The organism is Tateyamaria sp. syn59, from assembly GCF_007995245.1.
Lineage (GTDB): Bacteria > Pseudomonadota > Alphaproteobacteria > Rhodobacterales > Rhodobacteraceae > Tateyamaria.
Map to the genome: position 1 here is coordinate 519,041 of NZ_VCBA01000002.1, position 22,193 is coordinate 541,233.

Genomic DNA, 22,193 nt, shown 5'->3' on the forward strand with positions numbered 1-22,193 from the left:
AACCATGAAAAGGCCCAGCATGCAGCGTCACCTGATCACATCCGCGATCCCGTATATCAACGGCATCAAGCACCTTGGAAACCTGATTGGCAGCCAATTGCCCGCAGACCTATATGCCCGCTACCAGCGTGCGCGAGGAAACGAGGTGCTGTTTCTGTGCGCCACAGACGAACATGGCACACCAGCCGAGCTGGCGGCAGCAAAGGCAGGCAAGCCCGTCGCCGACTACTGCGCGGAGATGCATGCGATCCAGGCTGAGATTGCCAAGGGGTTCCGGCTGTCTTTCGACCATTTTGGTCGCTCTTCCTCGCCCCAGAACCACGCGCTGACGCAGCACTTTGCCGGACGGCTCGCCGACGCGGACCTGATCCGAGAAGTGACTGAAAAACAGGTCTATTCGCACGCGGACGGGCGGTTTCTGCCCGACCGGTACATCGAGGGGACGTGCCCCAATTGCGGTTATGACAAGGCGCGCGGGGATCAATGCGAAAACTGCACCAAGCAACTGGACCCTACTGATCTAATTGATCCGCGCAGCGCGATCTCGGGTTCGACCGATCTTGAAGTGCGCGAGACCAAGCATCTGTACCTGCGCCAATCTGCCCTCAAGGACAATTTGGATGCGTGGATCGACAGCAAGACAGATTGGCCGGTACTGACCACATCTATCGCCAAGAAATGGCTGCATGACGGCGACGGCCTGCAAGACCGTGGGATCACGCGCGACCTCGACTGGGGCATCCCGGTACGCCGCGGGGACGCAGACTGGCCCGGCATGGAGGGCAAGGTGTTTTACGTATGGTTCGACGCCCCCATCGAATACATCGCATGCGCTGGCGAATGGGCAGATGCACAGGGCGGCGCCGACTGGGAGCGCTGGTGGCGGACCGACAAGGGCGCGGATGATGTGCGCTACACCCAGTTCATGGGAAAGGACAACGTGCCCTTCCATACGCTCAGCTTCCCGGCCACAATCCTGGGTTCAGGCGAGCCATGGAAGATGGTCGATCACCTCAAATCGTTCAACTACCTGAACTATGATGGCGGGCAGTTCTCGACAAGCCAGGGGCGCGGCGTGTTCATGGACCAGGCGCTGCAGATCCTGCCGGCTGACTATTGGCGCTGGTGGCTTTTGTCGAACTGCCCCGAAACATCCGATTCCGAATTCACCTGGGAGCTGTTCCAGCAAGGCGTGAACAAAGATCTGGCTGATGTGTTGGGCAACTTTGTCAGCCGCGTCACCAAGTTCTGCCGCTCAAAGTTCGGCGAGGTTGTGCCGGATGGCGGCACATATGGACCCGCGGAACAAGCGCTTATCGCCGATCTGGATATGCGGATCGCACGATACATCGCGTTGATGGATGCCATGGAAGTGCGGAAGTCAGCCCAGGAATTGCGGGCAATTTGGGTGTCCGGCAACGAGTATCTTCAAACGGCGGCGCCTTGGGCCACGATCAAGGAAGACGAGGCACGTGCAGCCATGCAGATCCGTTTGGGCCTGAACCTGATAGCACTGTACGCAGCACTTTCAGCACCGTTTGTTCCGGACGCATCCGCCCAGATGGCAGGCGCCTTTGGGCTGGAAGAACTGAAGTGGCCCGACCAAGCCGAGGACGCGCTGGCCCAGTTGCCGCCCGGACAAACATTCAATGTCCCTGACAATCTTTTCAAAAAAATCAGCGACGATGATCGGAGCGCTTGGCAAGACCGGTTCTCAGGTGTGCGTGACTGACGTCATGTGTCACCTCGACCGATGCGAGCGCTCGACGGAGTATGCGTCACACAACGCCCTTAACTGGGCTGCGCCGTATTGTGTGCGGCGCATACGTTTTTGGGTCGCTCTGGGAGCACAGACAGGTCGATAGCGCCCATCCTCAATTGACCGGTTTGCGTCGCGTGTTCGTCGTCACAACACACTGGGTTCAATCGCAGTTTTCTGCAGGCAAATCGGATCAAAACTCTTCCCACCCGGTTGCGACGGATTCTGTTTCAGGTTCGGGCTTCAGAGCCAACGCGCCATGTAGGTCTGGCGCCGGTGAAACCTCCAGTCGCGTTTTTGCCGCTTGATCCGCAGTGTGTGTCATTGTTCGGCTGGTGCCAATGTTGAATTTCGCAACCGCCTCGGCAAGAGCATCTGCCTCACCGGTGAGTGCATGGCTCGCAGCTGTCGTTTCCTCGAACATTGCGGCATTCTGCTGTGTGACATGGTCCAACTCATTCACCGCTGCGTTGATCTCATTCAAACCGGCGGACTGTTGGCGGGCCGAGCTTGCGATTTCGGCGACGCGGTTCGAAATATCATCGACCGAAGATACGATAGCTGCGAGCGCTGTACCGGTGCGATCGACCAAGTCCACCCCTTGCTGGACCTGTTCGCCACTGGTGGAGATCAACGTGTTGATCTCGCGCGCGGCCTCTGACGACCTTTGCGCAAGCGCTCGCACCTCAGTGGCAACAACAGCAAATCCGCGACCCGCTTCGCCCGCGCGGGCAGCCTCCACACCAGCATTGAGCGCCAGCAGATTGGTTTGAAAGGCGATATCGTCGATGACTGAGGTGATCTTTGAAATCTCCTGCGAGGACGCCTTGATTCCATCCATGGCAACGACGGCCTTGCGCGCAATCTCTCCGCCCTGTTCTGCGTTGTGCTGCGCGTCTTCAGACATCTTACTCGCCGCATCTGCGCCTTCCGCCGCCGACCGAACCGAAGATGTCAGTTCGTCCAGCGCTGCCGCCGTTTCTTCGAGCGTGGCGGCCTGCCGTTCGGTTCTACGGGACAAATCATCAGCAGCGCTCGTGATTTCAGTCGTTTCGCTGCGGATCGAATCGACATTGTGCGTCACGGTTGACATCGCATCACGAAGTCCGACCAGCGCATGGTTGAAATCCTGCCGCAGCTTCTCGTAGTCGGGCGGAAACGGCTCCGACAGCTCCAGCGTCAAGTCGCCGTCGGATAGGCACTGGAGGCTTTGGCCAAGTGCCGCCACCACTTTGGCCTGCTCGTCGGAAAGGCGCGTCTGTTGATCGCGCACGTCACGCACTTCGGCCTCCGCCTCGGTCACGTCCGTTCCAATCAGAATACACCGTTCCAATGTGCCATCCTCTGCCGATACGTTGATGAAAGTGCCATCAACAACGACCCGCTCGTGATCAGGCCGCAGCAGGTCAATCTTGCCGTGGATGCCATCGCCGTTCGCCAACGCATCCAAGACATCGACCGGCATATCGGCTGTGGACTGCACCGGTGCGAGGATCGCATTGAGAGACAAATGTTTCAGGTCATACGATGACAGTTTCAAACGCGCCGTTGCCACGGCATTGATGTCCGTGCACCGGCCGTGTGCATCGAATTCAATGCGCATCTGGGTGCTGTCGATCCCACCAAGCAGTGCGGCATTTCGATGGGCCACTGTTTGCTCGGACCACTCTACAACCGCGCCGATCGTTTGACTTGCGTCATCACAGGCGGGACTTATCGTCACGCGTACATGCCTGCCGCCGACGCGCAGAACCGTGGATCCGGTTTCGGCCGTGTCTTCCGATCCGGCTTGCCCCAGAAGGTCACCAAATCCGTCCAGACTGCTCAGGTCGGCGCCAATCCAGCCATCCCCGCTTGCGTCAGGCCAGAGGTCTATAAGTGCAGGCAACAAATCATCCAGCAATGCCACGCAAGCCGGGTTGGTGAAAGTTATGCGCCCTTGCTCGTCCACCATCATCATCGGGGCTGTCGATCCTTCGAAAGCGGCACTTTTGAAAGCACTCTCGCGCTGACCTTTCTGCGCCTTGGCCAATGCCGCCCTGAAACCATCCAGCCGGCGTGCGATATTGCCAATCTCGTCCCCGCGCTGCGTGCCTGGAACGTCGATGTCGTAGCGTTTGCGGGACATCGACTTCATCACCGATGCGATCCGGTTCAGCGGTCGCGACACATCGTACCATGCGTAAACGATCACGAAGGCCATCGTCACAAGGAAAACACCGGTGGCAACAGCAACGGCACTCATCTGGTTTTGACCAAGCAAAGAAATGATGCGCGCATCATCCCAAGTCGTGACGACGGTGCCAGCCATCCCCTGATCTGAACCGAAGAAAACTGGGTAAGCCACGATCATGCCATCTGCGGACCGAACCGCCTGCCCCGTTTCAATCACTTCGCGCGCGATGGCGCGCGGGTCCAGGGAGGCATCCGCGCCGAGCGACGTGGCGTACATGACCTCGCCGTCTGGGCCCGTGACGAACACAGCGCGCGCTTCGGGCTCCGCGGCTGACAGGACGCTATTGGCGATCTCTCTTATGGCAACTTCATTGTCGAACTTGATGGATCCGCCCATCTGCATTGCGAGCAACTCGGTCACGTTTTCCGCGCGGGATGCCATTTCCGAATGCAACAAGTTGCGTTGTGCGGTGTAATCAAACGCCACCATCGCCACCAAAACCGATATGGTCAGCACGGCGGTCATCGCAACAGCCTTGAACAGCAAGGTGTTGAAACGAGACAAAAACAACCGGCTGTAACCCGATGCTGGCATGACATGTTCCTTGGCATTTCGCAGGAGCCGTTCGGACGCTCCCACCTGAACTGACCAGCTACTTATGCGAGCGCTATTACCGGCAGCTTAATTTCGCTGCCGGGGTCAGTGCCAAGACCGCTACAATTTTCCAGAGTTATGGTACGGGCGGTGGGACTCGAACCCACACGGGCGTCAGCCCTTCGGATTTTAAGTCCGATATGTCTACCATTCCATCACGCCCGCGTCTCATGTGTGATAGGCAATCAGGCGCATGACCTCAAGGCTGCGATTACAGCTCTTCGCCCAGAGTTCCCAAGGGCGCACCGTCGGCAAGCAGGTGACGTTCCGACAGCCAAGGATTGTTCTTGAGCGCCGCTTCAAGCTGTGCCCGAGCCTCGTCGCGGCGCCCAAGGTTCATCAATGTCAGTGCGCGCCCTGATTGCGCACCCACGTGATCCGGCGACAGGGACAGCGCCCGATCCAAATCGCTGAGCGCCGCCGCGAAGTCCTCTCTCAAGAAGTTGGTAAAGGCACGTTGATTGTAGCCTTCGGCGTAGTTCGGGCAGTAGACTACCAAGGCATCAAAACTCTCGTAGGCCCCGGCAAAATCAAAGTCGCCGCGCTGGCGCATTCCGCGATCCAGCACCTCCTGTGCTGCGGCATCGGGCGCCCGCAACCACATTTGCCACATCTTGTCCGACGCCGCACGGCCTGCGCGTTCATTGGGCGCGGCATTGGCCTCTGCAATAAGTGTTGCAAGCTCTTTGGCGATGTCGGGCGCCGCAGGACAGGCGAGCACGGATACAGGCGCGCACGCTATCACAAGGGCTGAGATAAACTGTTTCATAGCAGCAAAAATGACGCTGCCGACGGTTCGGTCAAGTTCTGGGTCAGTCCAGTCCCGGTAGCATCACCTCTTTGACAGCCTCCATCGCCACATAGGTCGATGTGGACGCGACATGCGGCAGACCGGAAATCACGTCCCCCAGAAACTGACGATAATGCGCCATGTTGCGCGTCCGAACCTTGAGTAGATAGTCAAAATGGCTTGCGATCATGTGGGCCTGTTCGATCTCGGGCACCTGTTGCACGGCCGCGTTAAACGCCCGCAAGGCCGCTTCACGTGTGTCGCTCAACCGCACTTCGACAAAGGCCACGTGGTCCAGCCCAAGCGAAATCGGGTCGAGCAGCGCGCGGTATCCCATGATGATGCCAGACTTTTCCAAACGACGAAGCCGCGCTTGCGTCGGCGACTTGGACAGACCGATGCGCACAGCAAGGTCGGTGATGCTGATCCGCCCATCCTCGGCCAGTGCAGCGAGAATCGATTGATCCAGCCGGTCCAGCGCGACTGACTGTTTTTGCGGTGTGTCCGCCTGCTGCCTTACCATTTGTTCTGCCACACCCTGTCAGTTTGGAAATTACACCTTCTCCAGCGGTGATATACTATGCAAAACGAAAAGGGAAAGTGCCATGCCACGCGACATCGACCCGAATATCGCCCTACAACTCGATGCAGGCATGTACGCCTGCTCCGACACAACCCTTCAATCTCTCATCCGGCAGGCCGAACTGACCCCGAGCGACCGCGCTGCCATCTGCGCAGCAGCAACGCAGCTCGTCACCGCCATTCGCACCCAATCCGCGCCGGGACTGATGGAGACATTTCTGGCCGAATACGGGCTCTCCACTGACGAAGGCATCGCGCTGATGTGCCTCGCCGAAGCGCTCCTGCGCGTCCCCGACGCCGACACCATCGACGCGCTGATCGAGGACAAGATCGCGCCGTCCGACTGGGGCAAGCACCTGGGCCACTCAACGTCCACACTGGTCAATGCATCCACCTGGGCCCTTATGCTCACAGGCCGGGTGCTGGATGACGATCAACCCGGCCCCATCGGGCATCTGCGCGGCGCCATCAAACGACTGGGCGAACCTGTGATCCGCACCGCCGTATCCCGCGCGATGAAGGAAATGGGCCGCCAGTTCGTGTTGGGCGAAGACATCGACAGCGCCATGGACCGCGCCGCCGGGATGGAGGCGAAGGGCTTCACCTATTCTTACGACATGCTGGGTGAGGCCGCGCTGACCGAAGCGGATGCGCGCCGCTACCACCTGAGCTACTCGCGCGCCATCTCGGCCATCGCGCGGGCCTGCACCTCGGATGACATCCGCGAAAACCCTGGCATCTCGGTCAAGCTGTCGGCCTTGCACCCCCGCTACGAACGCGCACAGGTAGATGCCGTGATGCGCGATTTAGTGCCGCGCCTCCGCTCTTTGACCCTGCTCGCTGCCTCCGCCGGCATGGGCCTCAACGTCGATGCGGAAGAAGCCGACCGCCTGTCGCTTTCCCTACAGGTGATCGACGCGGTGATGGGCGAAGCGGCGCTGGCAGGCTGGGACGGGTTTGGCATCGTCGTACAGGCCTATGGTCCGCGCGCAGGCATCACCATCGACGCGATCCATGACATGGCGACACGGCACGACCGCAAGGTGATGGTGCGGCTGGTCAAGGGCGCGTATTGGGACACCGAGATCAAGCGCGCCCAGGTCGAGGGCGTCGCTGGCTTCCCCGTCTTCACCCGCAAGGCGGCCACCGATGTCTCCTACATTGCCAATGCGCGCAAGCTGCTTGGGCTGACTGACCGCATCTACCCCCAATTTGCCACGCACAACGCGCACACCGTCGCAGCCATCCTGCACATGGCCGACGGCCAACCCTTTGAATTCCAACGGCTTCACGGCATGGGCGAGGCGCTGCATACAATGGTGATGCGCGCCCAGAACACCCGCTGCCGCATCTACGCACCCGTGGGCGCACACCGCGACCTGCTCGCCTACCTGGTGCGGCGTCTCCTGGAAAACGGGGCAAATTCCAGTTTCGTCAACCAGATCGTGGACGAGTACGTCCCCCCAGAGGTCGTCGCCGCCGATCCATTCGACACACTCCAAGACACCCCGATCACCATTCCGGATGGCCCCGCGCTCTTTGCCCCCGAACGGCGCAATTCGCAGGGCTTCGACCTCACACACCTGCCAACGCTCGATCAGATCGAAACCGCCCGCGCGCCCTTCGCGCAGCATCAGTGGCACGCTAAGTCTATGACCATCACGCCCGGACAAGGCGAAAGCACAACCGCTCTCAACCCCGCCCACCCCTCCGACACGGTGGGGCAGGTGTCTTGGGCAACGCCCACCATGGCCAAACAGGCATACGCAGACGCCGCACCATGGGATGCACCGGCAGACCAACGCCGCGCCATCCTCAACACCGCCGCCGACCTCTACGAACAGCACTTCGGCGAACTCTTTGCCCTGCTCGCCCGCGAGGCCGGAAAAACCCTGCCCGACGCCGTCGCCGAACTGCGCGAGGCTGTCGATTTCCTCCGCTACTACGCCACTCAAGCCGACGATAGCGCGCCCGCAGGCACCTTCACCTGCATCTCTCCCTGGAACTTCCCGCTCGCCATCTTCACCGGCCAGATCGCCGCGGCGCTTGCCGCCGGCAACGCAGTGCTGGCCAAACCAGCCGAGCAAACGCCCGTCATCGCCCACCGCGCCATCTCGCTCCTGCACGAGGCAGGCGTCCCTCTCCACGTCCTGCAACTCCTACTAGGCGCAGGCGACATCGGTGCCGCCCTCACCGCCGACGCGCGCGTGTCCGGGGTCGCCTTCACCGGCTCCACCGAAACCGCACTACGCATCCGCGCCAGCCTCGCAGACAACGCAGCGCCCGGCACACCGCTCATTGCCGAAACCGGCGGGCTCAACGCCATGATCGTGGACAGCACCGCCCTGCCCGAACAGGCCGTCCGCAGCATCATCGAAAGCGCCTTCCAATCCGCAGGCCAACGCTGCTCCGCCCTCCGCTGCCTCTATGTGCAGGAAGACATCGCACTCCACCTAACCGAGATGCTGATGGGGGCGATGGACGCGCTCCAGGTCGGGCACCCCTGGCACCTGTCGACGGATGTCGGCCCCGTCATCGACAGCGAAGCACACGCCATCATCGCCACATACATCGCGAACGCGCAGGCGCAGGGACGGCTCCTTCACCAGCTGAAAACACCATCAGACGACCACTTCATCGCGCCCACCCTGATCCGCGTGAGCGGCATCGAAGACTTGGACCGCGAAATCTTCGGCCCCGTCCTGCACATCGCCACCTACAAGGCGCACGACCTCGACCAAGTGATCGACGCCATCAACCGCACGGGCTACGGGCTGACCTTCGGCCTGCACACGCGGATCGACGACCGCGTGCAGCACGTGACGGACCGGATCAGCGCGGGCAACCTCTATGTCAACCGCAACCAGATCGGCGCCATCGTCGGCAGCCAACCCTTTGGTGGGCACGGCCTGTCCGGCACAGGGCCGAAAGCGGGCGGGCCGGACTACCTGCTCCGGTTCCGCGCCATGACACCCGTGCAAGCATCCGAAGCATGGTCAAAGGCGGCTCCGTTGCCCGCGCTGCCCAAAACCGAAACCCAAAACCACAGCAGCGCCTCGCTGCCCGGCCCCACAGGTGAATCCAATCTGCACAGCCGCCAAACCCGCCCCGCCCTGCTCTGCGCCGGTCCGGGCACCGAAACAGCAGCCGCACAGGCAGAGGCCGTGCGCGCGTGCGGCGGCATCGCGGTCGAGGCGTCGGGGGCCGTAGAGCCGTCCACACTCACCGACGGCCCGGCCTATGGCGGCGTGCTCTGGTGGGGCGACACGGACACGGGCCGCGCCATTGCACAGGCACTTGCAAAACGCGACGGCCCGATCATCCCGCTGATCACTGGCCACCCCGACGGCGCGCACGCACTGATCGAACGACACGTCTGCGTGGATACCACCGCATCAGGCGGAAACGCAGTCCTGCTGGGCGCTGCGAGCTGAGGCGGCGCCGTTTTCTGACACAGAAAACGGACCGGAAACCGTGTCGGTTTCCGGCACGCCCCTTGACCCCGGCCCCGCGCCAGCCAAGTGTCGGGGCATGTTTCCGATCCGTGATCACAACCCATCAGGCCGCACGCCCTACATCACCTACGCGCTGATGGCCGTGAACATCCTGGTGTTCCTCAGCTATGTCGGCCTGTTCTCCGACGAACGCGCCCTCAGCCGCTTCTTCTTCGACTACGCCGCAATCCCCGCCCGGGTCGTGACAGGCGAGGGCGCCCTCACGCTCGTCAGCTCCATGTTCCTCCACGGCGGCTGGCTGCATCTGGGGGGCAACATGCTCTTCCTCTACATCTTCGGCGACAATGTCGAAGACGAGATGGGGCATGGGCGTTTTCTCGGCTTCTACATCGCCAGCGGCGTCGCCGCAGGGATGATCCACATCCTGTCGGCCCCCGATTCCATCGTCCCAGTCGTCGGAGCCTCCGGCGCCATCGCAGGGGTCATGGGCGCGTACCTCCTGCTGTTCCCCAAGGCACGGATCGACATCCTGCTGATCCTGATTATCATCTTCCGCGTCTTCCCGATCCCGGCATGGATCATGCTGGCGCTCTGGTTCGGGATGCAGTTCATCGGCGGCGTCGGCAGTGACCCGAATGCAGGCGGCGTCGCCTACTGGGCCCATGCGGGCGGGTTCATCGTCGGTATTCTGCTCACAATCCCACTCTGGCTGCGGCTCGGCGGCCCCGGCTTCTGGCGGCGCACCGACGGGCACCCGCCCCACCCAGAGGCACGCTATTCAACCTCCCGCATCCCAAAGGTCAGACGATGAAAGCTACCTGCCACTGCGGCGCCGTCGTGCTCGACGTCACTCTCACTGACGGGCTAGCAACCGCCGCCCGCTGCGACTGCTCCTTCTGCCGCCGCCGCGCAGCACCGGCGGTCACGGCACCGAAGAACGGCGTCAAAATCCTGCAAGGCGGGGACAAGCTCACGCGCTACCAATGGGGCACCAACACGGCCAAACACCACTTCTGCAGCATCTGCGGCATCTATATGTACCACAACCGCCGCTCAAACCCGGATGAGATCGGCGTGAACATGGGCGCACTCGAAGGCGTGAACCCGGCCGAGCACGAACCGATGCCATGGCATGACGGGGTCAATCACCCCTCGGATGCGAAACCCTAGGCGCGGATGATCTTGGCCAGCTGAGAAAACATGTTCTCGTTGGCACAAATTATCTCGCCATCGTCCAGAATGCTGCCGCTCTCGGTCAGCGGCTCAACCAGCCCACCGGCCTCACGCACGATCAGCGACCCGGCAGCGATGTCCCAGGCATTCAAACGCCGTTCCCAATAGCCATCATAGCGACCCGCAGCAACGTACGCCAAATCCAGTGCCGCCGACCCAAAACGCCGCACACCGGCACAGGTTGGCATCAACCGCGCCAGCTCCTTCAACGTCTCAGGCAAATCCGACCGCCCGCCAAAGGGCAGGCCCGTGGCAAAGACACACTCGATCAACTGCCGCCGCCCCGACACCCGCAAGCGGCTATCGTTCATAAAGGCACCACTGCCTTTCTCGGCAAAAAACATCTCGTCCTTGGCAGCGTCATAGACAACACCGGCGACAACCTGCCCCTTATGCTCCAGCGCGATGGAGACCGCCCAATGGGGCAGCCCGTGCAGAAAATTCGTGGTGCCATCCAGCGGGTCCACGATCCAGCGGCGGGTCGGGTCCTCGCCATCCTCTTCACCACCCTCTTCAGCCAACCAGCCATAATTGGGCCTGGCGGTACGCAGTTCCTCCTTCAGGATCTCCTCGGCGGCCAGATCGGCCTTGGACACAAAGTCGCCCGCCCCCTTCATCGACACCTGCAGGTTCTCCACCTCGCGGAAGTCCTTGACCAGCGACCGGCCCGCCTTGCGCGCGGCCTTCATCATGATGTTGAGATTTGCGCTGCCTTGCATGGGGACGCTCCGGGGCATGGGAAAGATCAAGGGCGCGCTATAGCTGCGTGCTACACGGTTGCCAAGGGGGGACAGACCTGTTGAGTTCCCGCCAAACGCGAAAGGACGACCATGCCCGACCAGATGCAGCACATCACCCTCGCCCGCCGCCCCAACGGCGCGCCCACGCCCGACAATTTCTCGCTCGAAACGGCCCCCGTTCCGACGCCGGGCGACGGCGAAGTACTGGTCCGCGTTCACTACATGTCGCTCGATCCCTACATGCGCGGCCGAATGGATGATGCCAAATCCTATGCCTCCCCCGTGCCCATCGGCGGCACGATGGAAGGCGGCGGTGTGGGCGAGGTGCTGACCTCCAACGCGGACGGCTTTGCACCCGGCGACATGGTATTCGGCATGCTCGGGTGGGCCACCCACGCCGTCGCCGATGCGAAAATGCTGCGCAAACTCGACCCGAACGCTGGCCCCGTCACGGCGGCCCTCGGCGTGCTGGGCATGCCCGGCTTCACCGGCTGGCATGGGCTGATGGAACATGGACGGCCCAAATCCGGCGAAACACTGGTCGTGGCCGCAGCCACAGGCCCCGTCGGCTCTATGGTCGGCCAACTTGCCAAGTCACTGGGCCTGCGTACAGTCGGGATCGCGGGCGGCGCGGACAAATGCGTGCTGGCCAAGGAGACTTTCGGCTTCGACGCCTGCATCGACCACCGCGCCCATGCCGATGCCAAACCCCTGCGCGCCGCACTCAAGGACGCATGCCCAGACGGCATCGACATCTATTTCGAAAATGTCGGCGGCAAGGTGCTGGAAGCGGTCATGCCGCTGATGAACCCGCACGGGCGCATCCCCGTCTGCGGCATGATCTCGTGGTACAATGCTGGTGGCCTGGGCGCAGGCGCCGACACGCCACTTTCGGCCCCCACGCTCTGGCGGCCCATCCTCATCAAGTTCCTGTCGGTCAACGGCTTCATCATCTCGAACCACTGGGACCGTTTCCCAACATTCTTAGCCGAAGTCGCGCCCAAGGTCCTGAGCGGCGACATCAACGTCGTCGAAGACATCGTCGAGGGGCTGGAGAACGCCCCCACAGCCTTCATCGGCCTTCTCGAGGGCAAAAACGTCGGCAAGCAAATCGTAAAGCTAATCTAACTCCACAGGGTCGGCGGGCGGGCGCATTTGCGCAGCAACCGAGCCGCCCCCGACCTCACGCCGCCTGCAACTTCCGCGCCTCAACCCGCGCCAGATCAATCAGCTTTTCCATATACGGCTTACCCAGATCATCCTCCCGCACCGCCGCATAAAGCCGCCGGGTCAGCCCATCCTTGGTCAAGGGCCGGGTCACGTAATCACTCGAATACTTAACCTCCCGCACCACCCAATCGGGCAGCACCGACACCCCACGATTAGACGCCACCAACAACAAAATCACCGCAGTCAATTCCGCCTGCCGCACCGCCGCGGGCTCCACCTTCGCCGGGATCAGCAACTGACTGAACACATCCAACCGCGTCCGCTCCACCGGATAGGTAATTAACGTCTGATCCCGAAAATCCCTGGCCTCCACATAAGGCTTCTGCGCCAACGGATGGGTCGAGGACGCCACGAAAACCGGCGCATAATCAAAGAGTTCGACAAAGGTGACACCGGGCAGATTCTCCGGATCCGACGACACCACCAGATCCACCTCCTCCTTCATCAGCGCAGGCAGCGCGTCAAAGGCAAGGCCGGGTCGAATGTCCACATCCACATCCGGCCAACTCTTCCGAAACACTTCCAGCACAGGAAACAGCCACTCGAAACAGGCGTGACACTCAATGGCAATGTGCAGCCGCCCCGAGGACCCATCACGCAAGGCCGAAAACTCCGCTGCCGCCGCCTCCACCTGGGGCAAGACCTGCTCCGCCAGCCGCAACAACCGCAACCCCGCCGCCGACAGCTTCAAAGGCTTTGACCGGCGCACAAACAGCTCCACCCCCGCCTGATCCTCCAACCCCTTGATCTGATGGCTCAGCGCAGACTGGGTGATGTGAAGCTGATCCGCCGCCCGCGCGAGCCCGCCCGCCTCGTGAATGGCCTTGATCGTGCGCAGGTGTCGAAACTCGATATGCATACAGAACTCATGTTGATGATGAGAGTTATGAATTTGCTTCAAAATACCCGGCAGGGCATCCTGCAACAAGCCCAAAGGAGCCCCCTATGCCCACACCCGACGTCGCCCTGTCGTTCGAAACCTTCCCCCCGAAGTCACTCGATGCGTCGTTCCACCTCTGGGACACGGTGCAGGCCCTCGCCCCCCTGAACCCCCGCTTCGTCTCCGTCACATACGGCGCGGGCGGCACAACACAATCCCTGACACAGGAAGCCGCGCAAACCTTGCGCAAAACTTCCGGCCTTCCAGTCGCCGCCCACCTCACCTGCACGGGCCAAAGCCGCGATGACGTGCTGGCCACAGCCCAGCGCTACGCCAAAAGCGGGGTCAAGGACATCGTGGCCCTGCGCGGCGACGCCCCCGGCGGCGGCGCGTTCGAGGCGCATCCCGACGGCTTTGCCAACAGCATCGACCTGATCCGCGCCCTCGCCGACCTGAACCAGTTCACAATCCGCGTGGGCGCCTACCCCGACAGCCACCCGGACGCGGCCTCGGCCCAACAAAACATCGACTGGCTCAAGGCAAAGCTCGACGCAGGCGCATCCGAAGCCATCACCCAATTCTTCTTCGAGCCCGACAGCTTCCTGCGCTTCCGCGACGCCTGCGCCGCCGCAGGCATCACCGCCCCGATCACGCCGGGCATCTTCCCCGTCGCCAATTGGGCGCGCGCCCGCAAATTTGCAGACATCTGCGGCACACCGATCCCAGCAGCCACGGCCACAGCCTTCGACCGGGCCGAACGCGAAGACCGCGCGCACCTCTTCGCCCTCACGCACTGCGCAGACCTCTGCGACACACTGATCAGCGAAGGGGTCGACAAACTACACTTCTACACGCTCAACCGCCCCGACCTCACATTGAAGGTTTGCCGCGCCTTGGGCCTCGTCCGCCCGACACAGATGCGCAATGTGGCGTAGACCCAAGCCTCACAAACCGTCTCTGGCACGCAACCCCGCACACGCCGAAGCTCAGCCCCACCCATTCTCACCTCAACAAGCGTGCGGCACAGCGGTGCGCGAGAAGGGCGCCACCCCACGGCGTTTGCCGCTGCGCGGACGGGTCCTGGGCTCCGCCCATTCTCACCTCAAAGACCGCCCGACGGCCTTTGCCGCTAAAGCGGACCGGTTCGAATTCCCTGTTTCGAAAAATCCCGGGGGAGTCGCCAAAGGCGACGGGGGCTGGCCCCCGCCACCACTTCCCACTAGACCAATCGGTCTGATCCCACTACCGTCCCGGCATCACGACCCGGAGACGTTACCATGCCCCGCCTCGCCCAAACCATGGCCGACCTGCCCAGCCAGGACGAACTTCTCTCCATGTCCGGCCTCGCCTTCATGCAGGGCATTCTGGCCGGCACAGTGCCGGGTCCCCCCATCGGCCACACGCTGGGATACGCGCTGCACGCAGTCAAAGACGGCGAAGTCACCTTCCGCGGCACCCCGGAATTCGACGTAACCAACCCGATGGGCACTGTGCATGGAGGCTGGTACGGCACGCTCCTCGACAGCGCCATGGCCTGCGCGGTGATGACCAAAGTGCCCGCCGGATCCGTCTACACGACGCTGGAATACAAGATCAACATCACCCGCGGCATCCCCCTGGGGATGGAAATCCAATGCACGGGCCGCATCGACCACGCCGGGCGCAGCACGGGCGTGGCCACGGGCGAAATCCGCGGCGTGGATGACGGCAAACTCTATGCCACAGGCTCCACCACCTGCATCATCATGAATCTACGCTGAATACGGGACGGCGGGCGGGGCGACTTTAGCCACAGGCTAAAGAGCGTCCGCCCCCGTCCCCCGCAAATCCGCCACCCAATCGGACCACGACCGCGGCGGCGGTGCCTGCGCCACAGTGGGATGCACCCGCTCCGACGGATCGACACCCACCAGACGCGGCCGCCGCGTCACGAACCATTTCCCCAAACCCACAAATGTCCCCATCGACGGGGCCGACGCATCCTGCACAAACCGCCCCGCCCAGCCCTCAGGCAACGGCAACCCGCACCGTTCCGCCTGCTCCAGCATCCAGACCAGCGGAATATTGGCGAGCGGGCGCGACGCCCGCCGCCCCGACAGATGACCACCCACATCGCCATGCACGCCCCGGAACCACATCTGCACCAGATGCCCGTCCCAGCCCTCGGTCGTGTCCCACATCACCGGAGCATAGGCGACGCGCGTCTCATTCCGCGCCACCGCATGAAACCCATGCTTCACCGATTTGCAAAGCTGATGGTTGTGAAAGGCGTGACGCGGCGCGCTCAGCCGCCACAGGAACGGCATGTTCAGTCCCAGCGCCTTGACCGTGTCCCACACGCCGATCATCTCGATCTCGACCGAAGGATGGCAATTGTTGCGCACGAAAATCCGTGCCGCATCCCCATCCGGGCTGCACTCATAATGGCGATAGACATCGCGGATATTGCGCTCCGTCGCTGTCTCCGGCCTCAACAGGCCAACGCGATCAATGATCCCCGCCAGCGACCGCACCGCATAGGCACCTCGCGAATATCCCAGCAAGAACACCTTGTCCCCGGGCCGATACCGCGACGCAAGATAGCCATAGGCCCGCCGAATCTGCCGGTTGATCCCCCGGCCAAAGACGACATCGCCCGCCTTGCGCCAATGCGACCACTGCAGACCGGGCTCGTAATACAACGACACCGCGCTGCCCATCTCTTCCAGCAGCTTTGCGGTCAACCCGGCATTGGTCTCGTCGCCAGGCTCAAGGGTCGACATGGTCCCGTCAATGATAATGACATGGATCGTCTGTCCGCGCACGGGCGGGTCCACCTTGGGAAGACCCGCGCGCAAGCGGCGGCGCAGCCAGTGCGCAATGGCGTTATTCAGCCGCGATCCGAGCATCCCTCATCAAGTCCCAAACCTTCATCGGTGTGAATGGCATATCCACCTGCCGCACGCCGTGCTCCCACAGCGCATCCTGCACCGCATTGGACACCGCAGCCAACGCGCCGACCGTACCAGCCTCGCCACAGCCCTTCATGCCCATGACATTGGCAGTGGACGGCACCGGCTCGGACGTGAACCCGATGTAGGGAACGTCGTCGGCGCGGGGCAAGGCATAGTCCATGAACGTTGCCGTGAGCAGTTGGCCGTCCTCGTCGAACTGAACATGCTCCGTCAGCGCCTGCCCAATACCCTGAACAACACCCCCATGCACCTGACCTTCGGCCAGCATCGGATTGATAAGATTTCCAAAATCATCGACGACCGCATAGCGATCCACAGTCACAACACCCGTGTCAGGATCAATCACAACTTCTGAAACATGACAGCCATTGGGGAAGCTGCGCGCCTCCAGCTTGGTGCGCTGTTCATGGACCAAAAGGTCCTCGCGCCCTTTCTCGCGAGCCATCTCAGCGACCTCCAGCATCGTAGGCGTCATGTTCGACCCCTCAATCCGAAACTGCTCATCATCAAAGGAAATGCCGGAGGCAGGCACCCCCTCTTCCTCGCTCAAAAATGCCACAAACGCCTCGGTCATCGCCGACACGGTCGCCAAAGTCGCCGTGTTCTGCACAGTCACAGACCGCGACCCACCCGTGCCGCCGCCCTGCTTGATGCGATCACTGTCGCCCTGCACCACATCGATCATCTCCACCGGAATCCCGGTCTGATCGCTCAGGAACTGGGCATAAACCGTCTCATGCCCCTGCCCGTTCGATTGGGTACCGACATAGATGTTCACACGGCCCTCATCCGTAAACTCAACCTTCGCACTCTCGGCAGGATCACCCAAAATGCTTTCGATATAGTAACACAGGCCCAGCCCCCGCATACGGCCCTCGGCCGCATCGGCAGCCTTGCGCGCAGCGAAACCGGGGATATCCGCCTCCGCCTCGGCGCGGGTCAGCACCTTGTCGAAATCACCCACGTCATAGGTCTCGTCCACCAGCGTCTTGTAGGGGAACTGATCCGGCTTGATGAAGTTGATGCGGCGCAGCTCCAACGGGTCCACGCCCAGCTCGCGCGCGGCCCGGTCCATCGCACGCTCCAGAATGTAGATCGCCTCGGGCCGCCCCGCCCCACGATAGGCATCCACCTGCGTGGTGTTGGTAAAGTACCCGACAGACCGCAGGTAAGCGGCAGGCATGTCATACACCCCGGTCAGCACCCGGCTGAACAGCTGCGTCTGAATCGCCTGCGCATATTGCGAATTGTAGGCCCCCATATTGGCCTCGGTGAACACGCGGTAGCCAATGATCCGGTGATCCGCGTCAAAGGCCAACTCGGTCAGCGAGGTCAGATCGCGGCCTGCATTGTCCGACAGCATCGCCTCTGTCCGCTCCGACATCCAGCGCACCGGGCGCTTCAATGCGCGGGCGGCATGGGCAACAACAAAATACTCCGGGTACATCATCCCCTTCATGCCAAAACCACCCCCGGTATCCGGGTTGGTCACGCGAATATCGTCGGCAGGCATGTTCAGGCCCTTCGCCAACTGATCCTTCGGCCCCCACACGCCCTGCCCGTTGATGGCCACATGCAGCCGGTCGCCCTCGGGCTCGGCATAACAGCCACGGGGCTCCATCGAATTCACGATGATGCGGTTGTCGCCCACATCCAGCGACACCACCCGCGCAGCCTTGTCGAATGCTGCCTGCGTCGCCGCCTCATCCCCCATATGCCAGTCATAGGCCACGTTGTCGGGGGCTTCGGCATGCACGGTCTCTCCACCTGCTGCCATATCCATCTTGGCCGGCAGATCGTCATAATCCAGCATGATCATCTCAGCCGCATCGCGCGCCTGCGCCAGCGTCTCGGCCACAATCACAGCCACCGGCTCACCAACAAAGCGCAAGCGGCCCCGCGCCAGAATGGGCCGCTCGGGCCCAGCGCCATCAGACCCATCGCGGTTCTTTACGGTCACGCCCTGCATGGCAACGTTCAGACCCGCAGCCTCCAGATCGGCAAGTGTATAGACGGCGTGCACCCCCTCGGCCTCGCGCGCGTCGGTTACGTCGAGGTCCGTGATCACTGCATGAGCAACGGGTGACCGGAACACAAAGGACTGCAGCGCATTGGCAGGTGCAATGTCATCCACATAGCGGCCTTCTCCGGTCAGAAAGCGCACATCTTCCCGGCGCTTGACGGGTTGGGACTTGCCGAACTTTTCCATGGGTGCACTCCTGTCTGCCTGCGGACATCTTCATGCGCGAACGTATCGCGCGCACCCGCAGTGTCCAGCACCAGTTACGACACAGGGTTGCTCGCATCCGGCACATTGGACGCAGCGACGCGGACAAATGTCAGACCTCCGCCGGATCCTGTTCAGGCAGTCGCGCCAAACCATGACCCGGGCGGGTATGCGATGACCTTCCCAAAACGAATTTCACCGCTGTGCACGACTGAAATGGCGCGATAGATCGCGTCCACCACCCGCAAGCCAAATACCGAGGCAATGCTCATCACAAACTATGCCTCGCAGGCGGATTCAGCCTATCGCATCCGCCCCAGCGCCTTAGTCCTTAAATACCGGGGGCCGCTTCTGGATCTGCGCCGCAACGACTTCCATTTGCTCCGCTGTGCCCATCAACCTGGCCTGAACTCGGCTTTCCTCCAGCAGCACCGCATCCGGTTCATGCGTTTCTGCATAGCCAATCAAGGCCTTGGCTGCCCGCAGCGCACTCGGCGATTTTAACGTCAGCGCTTCGGCCAGCGACATCGCCGCCGATACTGGATCGTCGGCCACCTCGGTGACCAGCCCCCACGCCTCTGCCTTGTCTGCGGAAATCGGATCGGCAGTGTAGGTCAAGCGGCGCAACACATCCGCTCGCACCAGCCGCGGCAACAGCACCATGCCGCCCATGTCCGGTACGATCCCCCACTTCATCTCCATCACGGCAAAGCGTGCATCCGGGGCAGCAATCCGAATATCTGCGCCCAGCGCCAACTGCATTCCGGCGCCAAAACACACGCCATGCACCGCAGCAATCACCGGCATCGGGCAAAGGGTCCACACCATAGCGACCTCCTGCCATTGGTTCGTCGTGCCGTCACCATGGGTGCGCGGCATTAGCAAGTCATTGGGATCCTTCCCAATCATCGCACCAAGACCGCTCACGTCAATGCCCGCGCAAAACCCCTTGCCCTCACCCGAGATGACGCAAACGCGCGCCTTGCTTGCCGCCACCTCTTGCCCGGCCGCAATGATGGCGTCGATCATCGCCTGATCGACTGCGTTCATCTTGTCCGCTCGCGTGAGGCGGACATGTGCGATGTGGTTGTCGTAGGTGACGGACACGCGGTCTGACATGGCGGTTCTCCTGTTTGTGCCCACCCAAGCGCATCGCACCGCGCGGCGCCAGCAAAACGTAAGGGCATTGCCCCTCACCACGGCCCACGTTACCCCTCTCGCCATGACAGACCTCCGCCTGACTCCAATTGCCGCCAGCCTGCCCTCCACCGTGCCCTTTGTCGGCCCCGAAGCACAGGAGCGCGCACGCAACGCTGCCTTCGATGCACGGCTCGGCGCGAATGAGAGCGTCTTCGGCCCTTCCCCAAGTGTGGCCGAAGCCATGGCACAGACCGACATCTGGAAATACGGCGACCCGGAAAATCACGCGCTGCGACGGGCGCTTGCGGTCCATCACCGGATTTCCCCAGACAATGTCATGGTGGGCGAAGGGATTGATGGCCTGCTAGGCTACATCGCGCGGCTATTTGTCGGGCCGGGCGATCACGTTGTGACGTCTCTGGGCGCTTATCCCACGTTCAACTACCACGTGTCAGGGTATGGGGGCACGCTGCACACAGTCCCCTACAACGACGATCAGGAAGATCCCGCAGCCCTCTTCGCCAAAGCGGCAGAGACGCAAGCCAAGCTCGTCTACCTCGCCAACCCCGACAACCCAATGGGCACATGGCACGACGGGGAAACACTAACCAAAGCGCTCGACGATTTGCCGCTAGGTACGCTGCTGGTGCTGGACGAGGCCTATATCGACTGCGCCCCTGCCGGCACCGCGCCTAACATCGACGCGGATGACCCGCGTGTGATCCGCATGCGCACGTTTTCCAAGGCGTATGGCATGGCGGGCGCGCGTGTGGGCTACGCCATCGGCGCGGGCCCCCTGATCGACGCCTTCAACAAGGTGCGCAACCACTTCGGCATGAACCGAGCAGCGCAGGCCGGCGCGCTCGCGGCACTCAAGGACCAGGCGTATCTGGCACAGGTCGTGGATCACATCGCGGTCGCCCGGACCCAGATAAACGAGATCGCCCACTCCAACGGGCTGAAACCCCTTCCCTCTGCCACAAACTTTGTCACCATCGACTGCGGGCGGGACGGCACCTTCGCCAAGGCGGTACTTGATGGCTTGATTGCACGCGGCATCTTTGTTCGCATGCCTTTTGCGGCACCACAAAACCGCTGCATCCGCGTCAGCTGCGGCACGCATGCTGATCTCGACGCGTTTGCCGCAGCCTTCCCTCTTGCCTTAGCTGACGCAAACGGGGGCTGACAGGCACGATGGGTGGACTATAGTCGGAGGGTAGTGACCGTAATCGGGGTACGCCATGGACGACAACCACACCGGGATCGCGCCCAACTATACCAAAGCCTGTATCGTCATGTTCGGGGTTAACCTCACCTGGATCCTGGTCGCGATCTGGGCCATCTGGGGCTTGATCGCGGCAATGTTGCTTGGGATTGGGCTCAACCATCTGATCGAACGAGGCAAGGTTTGGGCTGCGGAACGGCAAGCGGCCTCGATCCGGCGCGGCAAATCGTTTTAGCCTAAGCGCGCTTTCCAAATTTCATGCTTTAGGGCTTCGTAAACCGGAACCTTCTAGGGTTCGTATATGTTGCCAGACGAAGACCATGCCAATTGCGCTGCAATCCGTAGGTTGCCGCCCCGACCGACCCGTCTTGGTTTACGATCATGGAGTGACGACTTGAAAGCATTGGCTTTGATGGGTCTTCTGATGGTGCTAGTGGTTGCACCGGTGCATCTGCGTGCCGAGCAGCCCGTACAACCACCGATCGACCGGGTTGTCGCTGCACACTACCCACCTCTGATGATCGAAGGGAACGCGGACAGGCAGGGCTACGCGGTAGACGTGCTGCGCGAAGCGGCACGTCGCGCTGATCGGCAGATTGAGTTGCAATTCCTGCCCTTCCAGCGCGCGGTGCATGAGGTGCTGACGGGTGAGGCGACGTTGATGCCTGCCCTGTTCAAGGGAAAGGCGCATGACGCGCAAATCCTTTGGGTGACCGAGTTTCATCGCACCAGCCTGAACTTCGCCAGCGTCTCGGGCCCGGTCAACACGCTGGATGATGCCCGCGCGTTGTCCTCCATCGTCGTGGAACGCGGGACCACATCTGAAAACGTTCTGGATCAACTTGGGTTTGGCAATGTGCACAGCACCACCTCACCGGACGCAAGCGCGAATATGCTCGCCTCAGGTCGGGCCGATGCATGGCTATTGACCGAGGACATGATGCGTATGACCTGGGGCATGCTCGACATGGAAAACCCGTTGTTCATCGGTGAAACGATCCGGGACATCCCGGTATTCCTGGTCGCGAGCCCCACCCTGCCCGATGACACCCGCCGGACCTACATGGCGCAGATCAACGAGATGCGCGCGGACGGCACGCTCGAGCGTCTATTGCAACGATATATCCCGAACTCGGCGGGGCGTTGAG

At 62.0% G+C, this 22,193-nt stretch carries 18 protein-coding genes and 1 tRNA gene; 10 read left to right on the top strand and 9 right to left on the bottom strand.

All coding sequences use genetic code 11. From position 1 onward, the window contains the following. The first annotated feature begins 19 nt into the window (after nt 1–19). Entirely contained in the window at nt 20–1,732 is a 1,713-nt protein-coding gene (metG, locus tag FD715_RS05930) for a methionine--tRNA ligase (protein ID WP_147106776.1), read from the top strand. 220 nt (nt 1,733–1,952) lie between these two features. Here metG and FD715_RS05935 read toward each other — a convergent pair whose 3' ends face one another. From FD715_RS05935 to FD715_RS05950, 4 genes are all read right to left on the bottom strand, one after another. Further along, on the bottom strand, nt 1,953–4,499 hold the full coding sequence (locus FD715_RS05935; RefSeq protein ID WP_223274748.1) for a methyl-accepting chemotaxis protein: 2,547 nt from the start codon (nt 4,497–4,499) through the stop codon (nt 1,953–1,955). 169 nt (nt 4,500–4,668) lie between these two features. Then, nucleotides 4,669–4,754, bottom strand: a tRNA-Leu gene (locus FD715_RS05940). A gap of 46 nt (nt 4,755–4,800) precedes the next feature. Next, the gene (locus FD715_RS05945; protein ID WP_147106582.1) at nt 4,801–5,358 is read right to left on the bottom strand and encodes a tetratricopeptide repeat protein; all 558 of its coding nucleotides are present in this window, start codon (nt 5,356–5,358) and stop codon (nt 4,801–4,803) included. A 43-nt stretch (nt 5,359–5,401) separates the two neighbouring features. Beyond that, nucleotides 5,402–5,902, bottom strand: a complete 501-nt coding sequence (locus FD715_RS05950) for an Lrp/AsnC family transcriptional regulator (protein WP_147106585.1) — start codon at nt 5,900–5,902, stop codon at nt 5,402–5,404. 82 nt (nt 5,903–5,984) lie between these two features. Between FD715_RS05950 and putA the strand changes: the two genes are divergently transcribed. The 3 genes from putA (at nt 5,985) to FD715_RS05965 (ending at nt 10,586) form a co-directional block, all read left to right on the top strand. Beyond that, a complete protein-coding gene (gene putA / locus FD715_RS05955; protein WP_147106588.1) occupies nt 5,985–9,395 on the top strand; it encodes a bifunctional proline dehydrogenase/L-glutamate gamma-semialdehyde dehydrogenase PutA in 3,411 nt (1,136 codons plus the stop codon). A 97-nt stretch (nt 9,396–9,492) separates the two neighbouring features. Beyond that, nucleotides 9,493–10,227 (top strand): rhomboid family intramembrane serine protease, encoded by a 735-nt coding sequence (locus FD715_RS05960; protein WP_147106590.1) that lies wholly within the window; start codon nt 9,493–9,495, stop codon nt 10,225–10,227. Then, nucleotides 10,224–10,586: a GFA family protein gene (locus FD715_RS05965; protein ID WP_147106594.1), complete on the top strand. Its 363-nt coding sequence runs from the start codon at nt 10,224–10,226 to the stop codon at nt 10,584–10,586. Before FD715_RS05960 ends, FD715_RS05965 begins: the two co-directional genes overlap by 4 nt. On the opposite strand, the gene FD715_RS05970 is transcribed toward FD715_RS05965, so the two are convergent. Next, nucleotides 10,583–11,368 carry an inositol monophosphatase family protein gene (locus FD715_RS05970; RefSeq protein ID WP_147106597.1) on the bottom strand — a complete coding sequence of 262 codons (786 nt, stop codon included), beginning with the start codon at nt 11,366–11,368 and terminating at the stop codon, nt 10,583–10,585. The two genes, FD715_RS05965 and FD715_RS05970, sit on opposite strands and share 4 nt — an antisense overlap. Nucleotides 11,369–11,479: 111 nt before the next feature. Here FD715_RS05970 and FD715_RS05975 point away from each other — a divergent pair, with 111 nt between their 5' ends. Further along, on the top strand, nt 11,480–12,517 hold the full coding sequence (locus tag FD715_RS05975; RefSeq protein ID WP_147106599.1) for an NADP-dependent oxidoreductase: 1,038 nt from the start codon (nt 11,480–11,482) through the stop codon (nt 12,515–12,517). A 55-nt stretch (nt 12,518–12,572) separates the two neighbouring features. Here FD715_RS05975 and FD715_RS05980 read toward each other — a convergent pair whose 3' ends face one another. Then, entirely contained in the window at nt 12,573–13,478 is a 906-nt protein-coding gene (locus FD715_RS05980; RefSeq protein WP_147106602.1) for a LysR family transcriptional regulator, read from the bottom strand. 86 nt (nt 13,479–13,564) lie between these two features. Here FD715_RS05980 and FD715_RS05985 point away from each other — a divergent pair, with 86 nt between their 5' ends. Both FD715_RS05985 and FD715_RS05990 read left to right on the top strand, forming a co-directional pair. After that, nucleotides 13,565–14,434, top strand: coding sequence for a methylenetetrahydrofolate reductase (locus tag FD715_RS05985; protein ID WP_147106605.1), 870 nt, complete (start codon nt 13,565–13,567; stop codon nt 14,432–14,434). Nucleotides 14,435–14,776: 342 nt separating this feature from the next. Further along, nucleotides 14,777–15,259, top strand: coding sequence for a PaaI family thioesterase (locus FD715_RS05990; protein WP_147106608.1), 483 nt, complete (start codon nt 14,777–14,779; stop codon nt 15,257–15,259). Nucleotides 15,260–15,295: 36 nt separating this feature from the next. On the opposite strand, the gene FD715_RS05995 is transcribed toward FD715_RS05990, so the two are convergent. The 3 genes from FD715_RS05995 to FD715_RS06005 all read right to left on the bottom strand — a co-directional run bounded on the left by FD715_RS05995 (nt 15,296) and on the right by FD715_RS06005 (nt 19,799). Continuing rightward, the gene (locus FD715_RS05995; RefSeq protein ID WP_147106610.1) at nt 15,296–16,387 is read right to left on the bottom strand and encodes a DUF2235 domain-containing protein; all 1,092 of its coding nucleotides are present in this window, start codon (nt 16,385–16,387) and stop codon (nt 15,296–15,298) included. Continuing rightward, a complete protein-coding gene (locus FD715_RS06000) occupies nt 16,365–18,662 on the bottom strand; it encodes a xanthine dehydrogenase family protein molybdopterin-binding subunit (RefSeq protein WP_147106613.1) in 2,298 nt (765 codons plus the stop codon). Before FD715_RS06000 ends, FD715_RS05995 begins: the two co-directional genes overlap by 23 nt. 342 nt (nt 18,663–19,004) lie before the next feature. Then, nucleotides 19,005–19,799 (bottom strand): crotonase/enoyl-CoA hydratase family protein, encoded by a 795-nt coding sequence (locus tag FD715_RS06005; protein ID WP_147106615.1) that lies wholly within the window; start codon nt 19,797–19,799, stop codon nt 19,005–19,007. A gap of 103 nt (nt 19,800–19,902) precedes the next feature. On the opposite strand from FD715_RS06005, the gene FD715_RS06010 reads away from it, so the two are divergent. The 3 genes from FD715_RS06010 (at nt 19,903) to FD715_RS06020 (ending at nt 22,192) form a co-directional block, all read left to right on the top strand. After that, nucleotides 19,903–21,006, top strand: coding sequence for a pyridoxal phosphate-dependent aminotransferase (locus FD715_RS06010; RefSeq protein WP_147106618.1), 1,104 nt, complete (start codon nt 19,903–19,905; stop codon nt 21,004–21,006). 55 nt (nt 21,007–21,061) lie between these two features. Beyond that, complete coding sequence (locus tag FD715_RS06015) at nt 21,062–21,280, top strand: hypothetical protein (protein ID WP_147106621.1); 219 nt, start codon at nt 21,062–21,064, stop codon at nt 21,278–21,280. A gap of 159 nt (nt 21,281–21,439) precedes the next feature. Beyond that, nucleotides 21,440–22,192 carry an ABC transporter substrate-binding protein gene (locus FD715_RS06020; RefSeq protein ID WP_189799413.1) on the top strand — a complete coding sequence of 251 codons (753 nt, stop codon included), beginning with the start codon at nt 21,440–21,442 and terminating at the stop codon, nt 22,190–22,192. The last annotated feature ends 1 nt before the right edge of the window (nt 22,193 follow it).